Origin of the sequence: Paractinoplanes durhamensis (assembly GCF_016862175.1) — a bacterium.
Taxonomy (GTDB): domain Bacteria; phylum Actinomycetota; class Actinomycetes; order Mycobacteriales; family Micromonosporaceae; genus Actinoplanes; species Actinoplanes durhamensis.
This window is the reverse complement of record NZ_BOML01000066.1, coordinates 76,999-89,588: the sequence shown is the minus strand read 5'-3', so window position 1 is coordinate 89,588 and position 12,590 is coordinate 76,999. Positions and strand designations below refer to the sequence as shown.

At 69.7% G+C, this 12,590-nt stretch carries 14 protein-coding genes and 1 riboswitch; of the genes, 9 read left to right on the top strand and 5 right to left on the bottom strand.

Going from position 1 to position 12,590, the window contains the following annotated elements:
- Positions 1-26 precede the first annotated feature (26 nt).
- The 3 genes from Adu01nite_RS40085 (at position 27) to Adu01nite_RS40075 (ending at position 2,539) form a co-directional block, all read left to right on the top strand.
- Positions 27-374 (top strand): BlaI/MecI/CopY family transcriptional regulator, encoded by a 348-nt coding sequence (locus Adu01nite_RS40085; protein WP_203734571.1) that lies wholly within the window; start codon positions 27-29, stop codon positions 372-374.
- Positions 371-1,273: a M56 family metallopeptidase gene (locus Adu01nite_RS40080; RefSeq protein WP_203734570.1), complete on the top strand. Its 903-nt coding sequence runs from the start codon at positions 371-373 to the stop codon at positions 1,271-1,273. Before Adu01nite_RS40085 ends, Adu01nite_RS40080 begins: the two co-directional genes overlap by 4 nt.
- A 122-nt stretch (positions 1,274-1,395) precedes the next feature.
- Positions 1,396-1,529: riboswitch (cyclic di-AMP (ydaO/yuaA leader) on the top strand.
- 14 nt (positions 1,530-1,543) lie between these two features.
- Positions 1,544-2,539, top strand: a complete 996-nt coding sequence (locus tag Adu01nite_RS40075; protein ID WP_203734569.1) for a C40 family peptidase — start codon at positions 1,544-1,546, stop codon at positions 2,537-2,539.
- Positions 2,540-2,592: 53 nt separating this feature from the next.
- Here Adu01nite_RS40075 and Adu01nite_RS40070 read toward each other — a convergent pair whose 3' ends face one another.
- Together Adu01nite_RS40070 and Adu01nite_RS40065 are read right to left on the bottom strand one after the other, a co-directional pair.
- Positions 2,593-3,927 (bottom strand): M1 family metallopeptidase, encoded by a 1,335-nt coding sequence (locus Adu01nite_RS40070; RefSeq protein WP_203734568.1) that lies wholly within the window; start codon positions 3,925-3,927, stop codon positions 2,593-2,595.
- A 21-nt stretch (positions 3,928-3,948) separates the two neighbouring features.
- Positions 3,949-4,389 (bottom strand): MarR family winged helix-turn-helix transcriptional regulator, encoded by a 441-nt coding sequence (locus Adu01nite_RS40065; RefSeq protein WP_203734567.1) that lies wholly within the window; start codon positions 4,387-4,389, stop codon positions 3,949-3,951.
- 117 nt (positions 4,390-4,506) lie between these two features.
- Between Adu01nite_RS40065 and Adu01nite_RS40060 the strand changes: the two genes are divergently transcribed.
- Genes Adu01nite_RS40060 through Adu01nite_RS40050 form a run of 3 tightly spaced genes read left to right on the top strand, consistent with a single transcriptional unit; the run spans position 4,507 to position 7,972 of the window.
- Positions 4,507-5,577 (top strand): epoxide hydrolase family protein, encoded by a 1,071-nt coding sequence (locus Adu01nite_RS40060; protein WP_203734566.1) that lies wholly within the window; start codon positions 4,507-4,509, stop codon positions 5,575-5,577.
- Between the two features lie 44 nt (positions 5,578-5,621).
- Positions 5,622-6,833: an ATP-binding protein gene (locus Adu01nite_RS40055; protein WP_203734565.1), complete on the top strand. Its 1,212-nt coding sequence runs from the start codon at positions 5,622-5,624 to the stop codon at positions 6,831-6,833.
- Positions 6,830-7,972, top strand: a complete 1,143-nt coding sequence (locus tag Adu01nite_RS40050; RefSeq protein ID WP_203734564.1) for a tetratricopeptide repeat protein — start codon at positions 6,830-6,832, stop codon at positions 7,970-7,972. The genes Adu01nite_RS40055 and Adu01nite_RS40050 overlap by 4 nt, the downstream gene beginning before the upstream one ends.
- Positions 7,973-7,999: 27 nt before the next feature.
- On the opposite strand, the gene Adu01nite_RS40045 is transcribed toward Adu01nite_RS40050, so the two are convergent.
- Positions 8,000-8,392, bottom strand: coding sequence for an SCO5389 family protein (locus tag Adu01nite_RS40045; RefSeq protein ID WP_203734563.1), 393 nt, complete (start codon positions 8,390-8,392; stop codon positions 8,000-8,002).
- Positions 8,393-8,519: 127 nt separating this feature from the next.
- Here Adu01nite_RS40045 and Adu01nite_RS40040 point away from each other — a divergent pair, with 127 nt between their 5' ends.
- Genes Adu01nite_RS40040 through Adu01nite_RS40030 form a run of 3 tightly spaced genes read left to right on the top strand, consistent with a single transcriptional unit; the run spans position 8,520 to position 10,659 of the window.
- Positions 8,520-9,170 carry a tyrosine-protein phosphatase gene (locus tag Adu01nite_RS40040; RefSeq protein ID WP_203734562.1) on the top strand — a complete coding sequence of 217 codons (651 nt, stop codon included), beginning with the start codon at positions 8,520-8,522 and terminating at the stop codon, positions 9,168-9,170.
- 35 nt (positions 9,171-9,205) lie between these two features.
- Positions 9,206-9,787, top strand: a complete 582-nt coding sequence (locus Adu01nite_RS40035) for a winged helix-turn-helix domain-containing protein (protein ID WP_203734604.1) — start codon at positions 9,206-9,208, stop codon at positions 9,785-9,787.
- Positions 9,787-10,659: an SRPBCC family protein gene (locus tag Adu01nite_RS40030; RefSeq protein ID WP_203734561.1), complete on the top strand. Its 873-nt coding sequence runs from the start codon at positions 9,787-9,789 to the stop codon at positions 10,657-10,659. The genes Adu01nite_RS40035 and Adu01nite_RS40030 overlap by 1 nt, the downstream gene beginning before the upstream one ends.
- Here the strand turns inward: Adu01nite_RS40030 and nicT are convergent.
- On the bottom strand, positions 10,643-11,731 hold the full coding sequence (gene nicT / locus Adu01nite_RS40025; RefSeq protein ID WP_203734560.1) for a Nickel transporter NicT: 1,089 nt from the start codon (positions 11,729-11,731) through the stop codon (positions 10,643-10,645). The two genes, Adu01nite_RS40030 and nicT, sit on opposite strands and share 17 nt — an antisense overlap.
- A gap of 103 nt (positions 11,732-11,834) precedes the next feature.
- The gene (locus tag Adu01nite_RS40020) at positions 11,835-12,587 is read right to left on the bottom strand and encodes a GntR family transcriptional regulator (protein WP_203734559.1); all 753 of its coding nucleotides are present in this window, start codon (positions 12,585-12,587) and stop codon (positions 11,835-11,837) included.
- Positions 12,588-12,590: the final 3 nt, after the last annotated feature.

Below are 12,590 nucleotides of genomic sequence, written 5' to 3'. Positions count from 1 at the left end.
CGACGTCGTGCAGTAGAGTGGGCCACATGGCATTGGGGGACCTGGAACGCGAGGTCATGACGCAGTTGTGGGATGCGCCGGAGCCGCTCACGGTGCGCCAGGTGTTCGAGGCGCTCAGCCGCGACCGCGACCTGGCCTACACGACCGTGATGACCGTGCTCGACCGCCTCGCCAAGAAGGGCGTCGTCGTGCAGCAGAAGGCCGACCGGGCCTACCGCTACACCCCGGCGCAGACCCGCGAGGAGATGACCGCGTCGGTCATGCTCGACGCGCTGCGCACCACCGAGGACCAGGACGCCGCCCTCGCCTACTTCGTCGGCCAGCTCCCGCCGGATGCGCTGGCGGCGGCTATCGAGGCTGCCAAGAAGAGGTGACCGCGCTCCTGCTCGGCGCGCTCGGGCTTACCCTTTCGCTGGTCGTGCCCGGCATCCTCGCGCACGCCGACTGGCCCGACCGGGCGCCGGCCGCCGCCGTCCTGCTCTGGCAGGCCATCACGCTGACCGGCGTGCTCTGCGCGCTCGGCGTCGTGCTCGCCGCCCCCGAGGAGCTGACCCGCACGTCCGGCCAGCCGGTCGCCGCCGCGGCGCTGGTCGCGGCCCTGCTGATCGCCGCCGTCATCGTGCTGCGGCTGCTCTGGTCGCTCTACGGCGTCACCCGGCGGTCCCGCGCGCGCCGGGCGAAGCACCGGATGCTGGTCGACCTGCTCGACCGGGTCGAACACCGGGAGGAGCTCGGCGTCGACAACCTGCGAGTGCTGCAGGGGGCGCTGCCGCTCGCCTACTGCGTGCCCGGCCGGGAAGCCCGGGTGGTGCTCAGCGACGGCGTACTGAAGGTGCTGAACCGGCCGGAGGTCGACGCGGTCCTCGCGCACGAGCAGACCCACCTGCGGCACCGCCACGAGGTGGTGATGGAGTCGTTCACCGCCTTCTACCGCGCGGTACCCCGTCCGCTCCGGAGCCGGGCGCCCTTGGACGCCGTACACCTGCTGCTGGAGATGGCGGCCGACGATGCCGCGAGTCGCCTCGCCGGCCCGGCGCCGCTGCGGGCCGCGCTCGAACGTCTGGGCGATGCCGTCCCCCTTGCGGAGGATGCCGCACCTGACCCAACGGGTGATGCCCGGCGTCGGCGGCTGGCCCGGCTGGCCACGCCGCACCACCGGTCCGTCGCCCTCAACGCCGTCGTGACGGCTGCCGCGCTCGGCCTGCTGGTACTACCCACCGTGATCCTCGTGGTGCCCTGGCTCGACGTTGCGCTGGACACCTTCCCGCTCTAGTCACTGTGCGTAGTGCGGACCGTGCGGGCAGTTTCCTCGCGGTGGCCGCTTCAGTTAACGACTTGATCCGGAGTACGGTGGTCCCCGGTTCGGCAGCCCCCCATCGTCCGTCCGGATGATCTGACGAGCCACCGCCCAATCGCCATGAGCGAACCGGGGACCCGAGCAGTTGGGGTGAAGCCGTGCAGTCTGCGGCCGGGCGCGCTTCCCGCCCGAACCCGTCAGCTAACCCGGTCGGCGGCCCGAGGGAAGAAAGGACTACGCACCTACGTGAAACGGATTGGGGCGCACCGCGCCGCAGTTCTGCGCAGTCTCGTCTGCGTCCTCGCCGCGGCCGGGATCGTCTTCACCGGACCGTCCGTAGCGAACGCGGCGCCGTCGTCGCCGGCCAGCGTCGAGGCCCAGATCGACAAGCAGTGGAACGACCTCGAGCCGGTCATCGAGCAGTACAACGACGTGCACGGCAAGCTGCTCAAGAACCAGACTCAGCAGAAGAAGCTCGCCTCCCAGATCACCCCGCTCCAGGTACAGGTGGACGTTGCCCTGTCCCAGGTGCGTGGCCTGGCGACGGACGCGTACATGCAGGGTGCGCCCAACGCGTTCAACGCCATGCTCATCAGCGGGTCGCCCACCGGGCTGACCGCCAAGCTGACCTACCTCGATCAGCTGGCGCGTCACCAGCAGGACCAGATCGCCGGCGTCGCCAAACTCCGTGACCAGTACACGGCGACGAAGTCGGACCTGGACGTGCTGACCACCTCGATCGCGGCGCGCGACGCCGACCTGGCCAAGAAGAAGGCCGCGATCGAGAAGAAGATCAACGACCTGCAGAAGCTGCGGATCCAGGCGTACGGGGCGGCCGGCGAGGCCGACGGTCCGTACAAGACCGGTCCGTGCCCCGTCACCTACTCCAACGACAAGGGCGGCCGAGCGGCGCAGCGGGCTTGCGACCTCATCGGTAAGCCTTACGTCTTCGGTTCCAACGGCCCGAACAGTTACGACTGCTCGGGTCTGACCCAGGCGGCGTGGGCCAGTGTCGGCGTTTCCCTCGAGCACTACACGAAAGACCAGTGGAACGAGGGCAAGGCGGTGTCACGCGACGAGCTTCAGCCGGGTGACCTGGTCTTCTACTATCCGGGCAGTCTCCATCACGTGGCCATCTACATCGGTGGCGGCATGGTGGTGCACGCTCCGCACACGGGCGACCATGTGCGGATGGCAACGATCGAACGAGGCCCGATCGCCGGTTATCGGCGGCCAGGCTAGGTCTGTTTTGCGGAAAAGGGTCGCCCGATTTGCCTCGGGCGACCCTTTTACTGTCAGCCCTCGACGCGGTGCGTGGTCCAGAACGAGGTCAGATCGGTCGTGGTGGCGGCCTGCGCCGCGGCCTTGAAGTCGGCCACCGTGGAGACTCCGTACCAGTGGCCGGCGGCGTACGACTTGAGCAGGTTCGTCATTGCCGTGGTGCCGATCAGGCGGCGCAGATCGTGCAGCGTGCACTTGCCGTAGCCGTAGACCACGGTGCTGTAGCGGCTCGAATGCGCGTCCCAGTAGGCCATCGAGTTGGTCAGCTTCTCCGCCGTCGACTGCCAGGTGATGCCGCAGCCGCTGCCGGTCTTGTTGAAATACAGATCGGTGGCGTAGTCGGTGAAGCCCTCGTCCAGCCACGGCGTCGTGTATTCATCGTCGCCGACGATCCCGTAGAACCACTGGTGCGCCAGCTCGTGCGCGAGCGCGGTCGTGCTGATCACGTCGAGCACGAACCCCGGATACTCCATGCCGCCGAACCAGTAGCCGTTGTCCAGGACGACGTCGGCCTCGCCGTAGGGGTAGGCGCCGAACCGGCCCGAGTGCGCGTCCAGCGCGGCCTTGGCGGTGCTGAGCATCGAGTTGGCGTTGGTGGTGCTGATCGAGCTGACCGAGTAGACGTTGACCGCTACCCCGCCCGCGGTCGTCCCGGAGATCTTCTTGAACGGCCCGGCCGCCCAGGCGAACTCGCGAACCTTCTTGCCCACCGCCGTCGTTACCGTGCGGCCGCTGGAGCCCGCGACGTCGGTCGACGTGCCGGTGGCCGGCACCGAGAGCGTGCTCGGGTGGTCGAGGCTCACGGTGTAGTCCGAGGCAAGAGCATAAAAAGATTCACCATTATTGGTGTACGGGTCGAGATGCCACCCCGCCGCATCGCGGACGGCCAGCACCGGAATGGCATTGCCGATGTAGTAATAGCTGCCGTTGTGGCCGAACCGGTCGATTCCCTCGGTCACCGTGATCGACACGTCGAAGCCGATCGTGCCGCTCGCCCCCTGGACCAGCGGCGCCGGCAGGGTGATCTTCAGGGCGGTGCAGCTGACCTCGGGGGAGCCCGCGGTACCGCCGGTGACGTTGGTGACCTTGATCGGCAGCGTGGTGCAGGTGCCGTGCGCGTTGTCCCACAACCGCAGGTAGACCTCGCCGAGCGCGACGGCGGAGGCGTTGGTGAAGGTGACGCTCTCGTGCCCGGTCCAGACCCCGCCGGTGGCGTTGCTGGTCAGGCTGATCGAGTACGCCGGGGTCGCCGGGGTACGGGTCGCGTCGGTGGCCGCTTGCGCCGGGGTGGCCGGCACGGCAATGCCCGCAACAACCGCGAGCAGAGCCGGCACAATTCGTCGAATCATTTGACGAGCTTGAATGTCTCTCTAGGTCATGGGCAACGGAGGAAACCCTTGCCTGTGATGCGCGTAGAGCTTGCCCAGCAGAGCGGTGAGTTGATGCCGCTCATCATCATCAAGCGGCGCAAGCAGCGCATCCTGAATCTTTTCCGCCGCCGCCGAGAGCTCCTCGGCCCGCTCGACCCCCGCGGGCGTGATCGAGATCAGATAGCGCCTTTTGTCGGACTTGTCGACGCTCCGCATCGTAAAGCCGAGCGCTTGAAGCTCGTTGAGCGTCGCCACCATGTCACTCGGAAAGATCCCGGTCCGGCGCCCGAGGCCGGCCTGGCTGGTGGGCCCGTCAACATGAAGCGAGGTGAGCACGCGGTAGTGGTAGCCGCGCCCACCGGTCGACGCAAACCCTTCACTGACCAGGCGCCCGGCAAAGGCAGCAGTCTGAGTAAGAAGCCAGCTGGGCAGTTGCTCCACCCGAAAAACCTAGCAGTAGCCGCCCTGACGTTCGCCTGCCTAACGTTTGTTGGTGTGACGAACGTTAGTTGCCACAACGTTAGACGAACTAACGTTAGTGCGACTAACGTTCGGGGCATGAACGAATCTGCGGTCCACGTTCCCGAAGCTGACCTTGACGACCTGCGGGTCCGGCTTTCCCGCACCCGCTGGCCCGACGAACTGCCCGGCTCCGGCTGGGACTACGGCATTCCCCTCGACCGGGTCCAGCACCTTGCCGCCGCCTGGGAGAAGTACGACTGGCGGCGGCACGAGCGCCGGCTCAACGCCTTTCCGCAGTTCACGACGACGATCGACGGGGAGAACGTCTGGTTCGTCCACGTCCGTTCGGCGAACCCCGATGCGTTGCCGCTGATCCTCACGCACGGCTGGCCGGGTTCGCCGGTTGAGTTTCTTGACCTGATTCCGCTGCTCACGCCGCACTTCCAGGTGGTCGTCCCGGCTATCCCGGGCTTCAGCTTCTCCGGGCCGACCCGCTCCCGCGGCTGGGGCCAGCAGCGGGTGGCGCAAGCTTGGGCGACGCTGATGGCCGATCTGGGTTACGACCGCTACGGCGCCCAGGGCGGCGACTGGGGCTCCGGCATCTCGCGCCTGCTGGCCGCCCACGCTCCCGAGCGCGTCGTGGGCGTACACGTGAATTACCTGCCGTCCGGCGGTCCCTACGACGGCCCGCTCAGCCCCATCGACCAGGCCCGCCTGGAGAAGACGCGCGCCCTGGCGGCCAACCGGCACCCGCATCAGATCCTGTTTTCCAAGACACCGCAGACCCTGGCGTACGCCTTGACCGACTCGCCCGTCGGCCAGCTCGCGTTCCTGGCCGAGAAGTTCACCACGTGGGCCGACCCGGCGCACGCGATCCCGGACGAGACGATCCTCGACGATGTCATGCACTACTGGCTGACCCGCACGGCCGCCTCCTCATCTCGGCTGATCAAGGAGAGTGGGCTGGGCGCCGGCCCGATCCCGTGCCCGGCTCCCCTTGCCGTCGCGGTGCTGCCGGCGGACCTGGTTCAGTCGATTCGGCCGCTCGTGGAGCAGCGTCACGACGTACGCCAATGGTCTGAATTTTCGCGTGGCGGGCATTTCGCCGCGCTGGAGGTTCCCGAACTGCTCGCCGCCGATGTCGTCGCCTTCTTCGCGGGGCTCTGACGGCGCCGGAAACCTGTCAGGGGGTGCGGGCATAATTCGGTGTCATGAGCGACTCGCCCCTGATCGACAGTCTGGTCGCCGCCGTCGAGGCCCGGCCCGACGATCTGCCGCTGCGCCTGCACCTCGCCGAGCTGCTGGTGGGTGCGGGCCGCGGGCCGGAGGCGATCGGGCACGCCGCCCAGGTCCTGGCCCGTGACCCGGCCAACGCGACCGCCCAGCGGTTGATGACGTCGGCGCTCAATCCGGTGGCCGAGCCGCCGAAGGAGGACGAGACCGTCGACTGGGCGGCGATGGAGCAGGATCTCGGTGACATCGTGCCGCCGCGGTTCGCCAAGGCCGCCGATGATCCCGATGCCGTGCAGGGGCATGCCGACCGCACGTTCGACGTGGAGACCTCGACGATCACGCTGGCCGACGTCGGTGGCATGCAGGAGGTGAAGAAGCGGCTCGAGGTGTCGTTCCTCGGGCCGCTGAAGAACCCGAAGCTCCGCAGCCTGTTCGGCAAGAGCCTGCGGGGCGGCCTGCTGCTCTACGGGCCGCCCGGCTGCGGCAAGACGTTCCTGGCCCGGGCGGTGGCCGGGGAGATGGGGGCGGCGTTCATCTCGCTGTCGATCACCGACGTGCTCGCCATGTGGGTGGGCAGCTCCGAGCGCAACCTGCACGACCTGTTCGACTCGGCCCGCGGCCATGCGCCCTGCGTGCTGTTCCTCGACGAGATCGACGCGCTCGGCCACAAGCGCAGCCAGCTGAATTCGTCGTCGATGCGGACGGTGGTCAACCAACTGCTGACCGAGCTCGACGGGGTCGACGGCAACAACGACGGCGTCTTCGTGCTGGCCGCGACGAACGCGCCGTGGGACATCGACTCGGCCCTGCGCCGGCCTGGCCGGCTCGACCGCACCCTGCTGGTCCTGCCGCCGGACAAGCCGGCCCGGGCCGCGATCCTGGAATATCACCTGCGGGACCGCCCGGTCGCCGGCGTCGACCTCGGGAAGGTCGCCGAGGCGACCGAGCACTTCTCCGGCGCCGACCTCGCGCACGTCTGCGAGACGGCCGCCGAGTTCGCCATGCGCGACTCGATCGCCACCGGCGAGATCCGGATGATCTCCCAGCAGGACATGGTGGCGGCCGCCCGCGAGGTCCGGCCGTCCACCGACGCGTGGTTCGCCACGGCGCGCAACGTGGCGATGTTCGCGAACGAGTCGGGGGAATATGACGACCTCGCGGCGTACCTCAAGAAGCGCAAGCGCTCTTGACCGACTTCTACGCGCAGGCGCAGCGTCTGGCCCAGGTCGGGCGGTATGAGGAGGCCGAGCGCACCGCTCGGCACGGGCTGGCGGCCGCGCCGCACGACGGGCCGCTGCTCACCCTGCTGGCGTCGGTGTTGCGCCTGCGCCGGGAGTACGCTTCGGCGCTCGCCACCGTGTCCGCGGCGATCGAGGCGGACCCGCAGTCGGCGGACGCGCACGCCGAGCGGGCGGAGAGCCTGATCCTGCTGATCCGTTCGCGGGAGGCGGTCGAGGCGGCCACCGAGGCGGTCCGGCTCGCGCCGATGGACCCGTCGGGGCACCTGGTGCTGGCCCGGGCGCTCGCTTCGGCCCGCGACCACGAGCAGGCTCGCCGGGTCGCCGCGCACGGCCTGTCGATGGCGCCGCGCTCGGTCGAGGCGCTGCTCACGGTGGCCGACGTGGAACGCGACGCCGGCCACCGGGAGGCGGCCACGGCGGCCGCGCGCGCCGCCCTGGCGATCGACCCGGAGAACGCGTACGGGCGGTGGCTGATCGCCATGCTCGACGCCGAGCGGCTGCAGGTCCGCCGATCGATGCGCGGCCTGCGGGACGTGGCCCGCGACAATCCGGCCCGCCCCGACCTGATCTCGATGACGTGGCCGATCCGTGGCGTGCTCAGTGGACTGCGCCGCGGCCTGGCCGTCGGCGCCGTGCTGGTGTGCCTGTTGCTGGTCGCCGGGCACTGGTGGGCGCACGCGGCGCTGTTCGCCCGGGTCCTGTCGGCCGTGCTCGCCGCGGTGCTGGCCGGGTTCACCGCCCGGGTGCTGGTGCCGGCCGGGCGGCTGCCGTGGCGGTGCCTGCCGCTGCTGCCCCCGCTGATGCGCCGGGCCAACATCGGCGGTCTCGCGGCGGTCGCGCTCGCGGTGATCCTCCTGGTGGCGCACGCCGTCACCGGATGGTGGGCGTGGGTGCTGCTCGCCCTGCTGATGGCGCCGGTGATGTGGGTGCTGAGCTGGCTGGAGCTGCTGTCGGCCGGCTTCGACGACCCCGGCTACCGGCAGGCGTTCCGCGACCTGGGCGGTGAGTTCCGCGACTGGTGGCGAACCACCAAGAAGGACCTGCGCGAGGCCTGGTCGGACACCCCGGGCCCGGGCGAGCCGCGCTGACGAGCGACTGCCCGGGCCCTCGTCAGGTCAGCAGTTGCGCAGCTCCGGGGACTGGTTGAGGAGCTGGCCGCGCGGGGACACGAACGCCTGGTGGCGCTCGCTGCCGACGGCGTCGAAGGAGAAGGCCGCCACCCGGTGGCAGTTCTGGAAGGCGAGCTTCGCGCCGAAGTGGCGCTCGAGGCCGCCCCGGATCGCGTCGCTGGCCAGGGCGCGCAGCAGTTGCCCGCGCTCGGTGTCGCTCGGTGGGGGCACCTCGTGGTCGGCGAAGTCGCCGCCGGTCGTCCGCAGATCGGTCATCACCCTGCTGACGACCTCCCATGCGTACGGCAGGGATTCGCGCACGCAGGCCACGAACTCGGCGTCGGAGACGTCGCCGCGCTCGGCGATGGACAGCAGGTCGGGGGAGACGTTGAGCGACATGGTGGTTCCTCTCAAATCGGTCAGTTAACCGGGCTGCTCCATCTTGTTGGAAATGATTCCCATTAGCAAGTAGGGGTCACTCGTTGGGTAGGCTGGTGGCCAGTGGAGTCGGAAGGCGGGTGGCCCTATGCGTCCCGACAAAACCGGGCGTCCCGACAAGACCGGGCTCGACTGGCCCGCCTGCCGCAACGCTCGCGACCTCGGCGGACTCCCCACGGTGGACGGTGCGGTCACCCGGTCGGGTGTTCTCTTCCGCGCCGACGGCCTCTTCCGGCTGACCCCGGCCGGCGTCACCGCGATCCGCGCCGCCGGCATCACCCGCATCCTGGACCTGCGCTGGCCGTGGGAGTGCGAACGGCATCCGAGCCCGTTCGCCGGCGACCCGGCCTACATGCACGTGCCGCTGCTGGAGGACGAGCTTTCGTACGACCCGCCGCACGACACGTACGGCCCGATGCTCGACCACAACGGCGACCGCATCGCCCGCGCGTTCTGCGCCCTGGCCACCGCACCGCCGGGCGGCGTCCTGATCCACTGCCACGGCGGCCGCGACCGCACCGGCGGCCTGGTCGCCCTGGCCCTGGCGGTGGCCGGCGTGACCGAGGAGGCGATCATCGCCGACTACGGCCGCAGCCCGGACACCTCGCCGGCCGCGATGGCCCGCACCCTGGCCCACGTCGACGTGCTCTACGGCGGCCCCGAGCCCTACCTGCACCAGATCGGCGTCCCGCCCAAGGCCATCGATGCGGTCCGGAACCGGCTGCGCCGACCTCATTGACAAAATAGTTTTGTACGTCCAGGATTCCTTTTGTGATGAGGGATCTGCTCTACCTGGAGCGCGTCGAGCAGGCCGAGACTCTGCTCAAACCGCAGCGCATCGAAGTGCTGCGGCAGCTGGCCGAGCCTCGCTCCTGCACCGAGGTGGCCGCCCGGCTCGACCAGACGCAGCAGCGCGTCTACTACCACGTCAAGCGGCTCACCGAGCACGGGCTGGTCACCCAGGTGGCTGAGCGCCGGGTGCGGGGCATCAACGAGGGCGTCTATCAGGCCGCCGCCCGGGCCTACTGGTTGTCGCCGCGGCTCGTCGGGCGGATCGGGCTGCCGCAGCGCCGGGACGAGGCGAGCCTCGGCTACCTCCTCGACCTGGCCGAGGAGGTGCAGTCCGACGTCGCGGTCCTGCACGACTACGCCCGCGCGGGGGAGCCGGACCTGCCGTCGCTCGGCGTCTCCGGCGCGATCCGGGTGCGGCCGGAGCAGCGCCCCGAGTTCATGGCCGACCTCAAGTCCGCCCTGCAGGACCTCTTCACCAAGTACGGCGGCGCCGACGGCGATGCGTTCAAGCTCGCCGTCGCCTGCTATCCCCACCGCGAAGAACGTGAAGAAGGAGAAGGCTGATGGCCACCCTGAAGAAGCGCATCCGGATCGCCGCCGCGCCGGCCGCGGTCCACCGCGCCCTCACCGACCCGGCAGCGTTGCAGATCTGGCTGGCCGAGCGAGCGGAGGTGGAGCTGCCCGGCCGGTACGAGTTCTGGGGCCGGTTCACCCCGGACGGCGAGGCGCCGCGCCAGCGCCTGCTGTACGCCGACGACAGTTCGTTGAGCTTCGAGTGGGAGCTCGACGGCGTCACCACGGTCGTGTCGATCGAACTGGAAGCGGAAAACGAGTCGACCCTGGTCACGCTCACCCAGACCGAGGTCATCGGCTGGCCCGAGATGCTGACGACGGCCGGTGACCGCGCCGTCATGCACACCTACTGGGCCCTCGCCCTGGCCAACCTGGCCGACCACGTCGAGGGGCGGCAACCGGTCGCGCTGTGCGACTTCACCACCCCCGAGATGCACGAGGAGCTGCTGATCGACGCCGACCGGCTCGCGGTCTACGCGTCGCTGAGCGAGCCGGAGCAGTTCTCCCGATGGGCCGGCATCAAGGTCGAGGCCGAGCTGGAGCCGGGCGGCCGCTGGGCGATGGGCGGCTTCGAGGCCAACAGCTACCCGGCGCACGTCGTCGACATCGAGCCCGGCCGGTCGATGTCGATCGACTGGGGCGAGATGGTCCAGTCGTGGGAGCTGGACGACTCGGACGGCAAGACCCGGCTCACCTTCGTCCACAGCGGATTCGACAAGGCCAAGCCGCCGTACGACGGATGGATGGGCTCGCTCGCCGGCCTGGCCGAGCTGCGCCGCTTCCACGAGGTGGCGGACTGGCGCATGCGATGGGTCGAGGTGCAGGTGGAGGGCCTGCCGGAGGACCTTATCCAGACCGGGTGACGGGGCCGGGCGTCAGGGTGGCGTTCCACTTCTCCTCGATGCGGCCGAACCGCCACACCAGGAGCGCCACCACCCAGGTCGCCACGAACAGGCCGACGATCACGAAGCCCACGTAGTTGAGGTCGAGGCGGCCGATCGCGGCCAGCGGGCCGGACGTGATGCCGAGCTTCTCGGTGAGGATCGAGTCGAGCTCGATGGTGCCGATGATCAGGGCCACCGCCACCGACAGCCCGGTGATGGTGAGGTTGTAGTAGACCTTGCGGACCGGCTTGGCGAAGGCCCACCCGTACGCGTAATTCATGAAGACGCCGTCGATCGTGTCGAGCAGGCTCATCCCGGCCGCGAAGAGAATCGGCAGGGTGAGCACGGCGTACCAGGGGAGGGCGAACGCGGCCGCGCCACCCGCCAGGACCAGCAGCGAGATCTCGGTGGCGGTGTCGAAGCCGAGGCCGAACAGCAGGCCGATCGGGTACATCTGCCACGGCTTGGTGACCGCGCCGGTGGCCCGGGACAGGATGCGGTTGAGGAAGCCGCGGTTGTTCAGGTGCTGCTCCAGCTCGGCCTCGTCGAAGTCGCCCCGGCGCATCCGGCGGAACACCTTCCCGATGCCGACCAGCAGCACCAGGTTGATGATCCCGATGACGTAGAGGAAGACGCCGGAGACGCTGACCCCGATCACGCCGGTGACCTGCTGCAGGCGGGACGAGTCGCTCTCGACCTGGCCGGCCAGCGACCGCACCCCCAGGCCGAGCAGCAGGCACAGGGCGAACACGACGCTGGAGTGGCCGAGCGAGAACCAGAACCCGACCGACAGCGGGCGGCGTTCGCCACCCATCAACTTCCGGGTGGTGTTGTCGATGGCGGCGATGTGGTCGGCGTCGAACGCGTGCCGCATGCCCAGGGTGTACGCCGTGACCCCGAGCCCGACGCCGTAGACCCCGGCCGCCCCGACCTGGTAATGCGCCGGGACGATGACCAGGAACAACAGGCCGAAACCGGCCACGTGCAGGAGGAGGACGAACGCCGACATCCCGCCGATGCTGAAAAGACCGTGCCGCCGCGGATCTCTCATTGCCCCCACATCCAGCAGTCTTGTTGTTGCCAACCTGTGGCAACAACCCAAGTGACGCGCTTCACGCCGGCACTGATTCGGCGCGGGGGCGCCACTGGATGGGTCAGGGCTGGCGACTCCACTGCATGGACAGCCCGGTCAGGGCGCGCGACGTGCGGATCTCCATGGCGGTGCCGAGGATGGTGGCCCGGTCGAACACCAGGGGGGTGTCGTCCAGCCCGTACGTCAATCGGTCGGAGACGAAGACCGGCGTGCCGGCCGGGTGGTTGAGCAGTTCGCCGGTGGCCTCGTCGAGGACGCCGGGCCGGATCGCCTCGGTGGCCCGGTGCACGACGATGCCGCGGTCGGCGAGCGCCGCGTAGAGCGAGGTGCCGCTGAGGTCGGTCTCGGCCAGGCCGTTGTCCCGGATCCAGGACAGCTGGTGCACGGCGGGCCGCCCGGCGACGAGCCGCAGGCGTTCGAGTCGAAGCACCTGCGGCACGTCGCCGAGCTGGGCGGAAACCGCAGCGGGTGGCGTGCCGACCGCCTGGCCGAGGATCAGCGTGCTGACCGTCTGCCCCTGGGCGCGCAGGTCCTCGGCGAAGCCGCGCAGCGAGTCGAGCCGGTAGGCGGCCCGCGGCTCGGCCACGAACGTGCCCCGGCCGGCCTGCTGCGAGAGCAGACCGTCCTTCTCCAGCTGCTGCAGGGCCTGGCGCAGCGTGGCGAGGGTGACGCCGTACGCCGAACTCAGCTCTTTCTGGGGTGGCAGTGCCGACCCGGGCGGCAGCTCCCCGCCGCGGATCTTGGCGGCGAGGTCGGCGGCGATCGTCTGGTACTTCGGCGTGCGCGGGGCGGTCAGCGGATCCTCCAAGGTCATGGC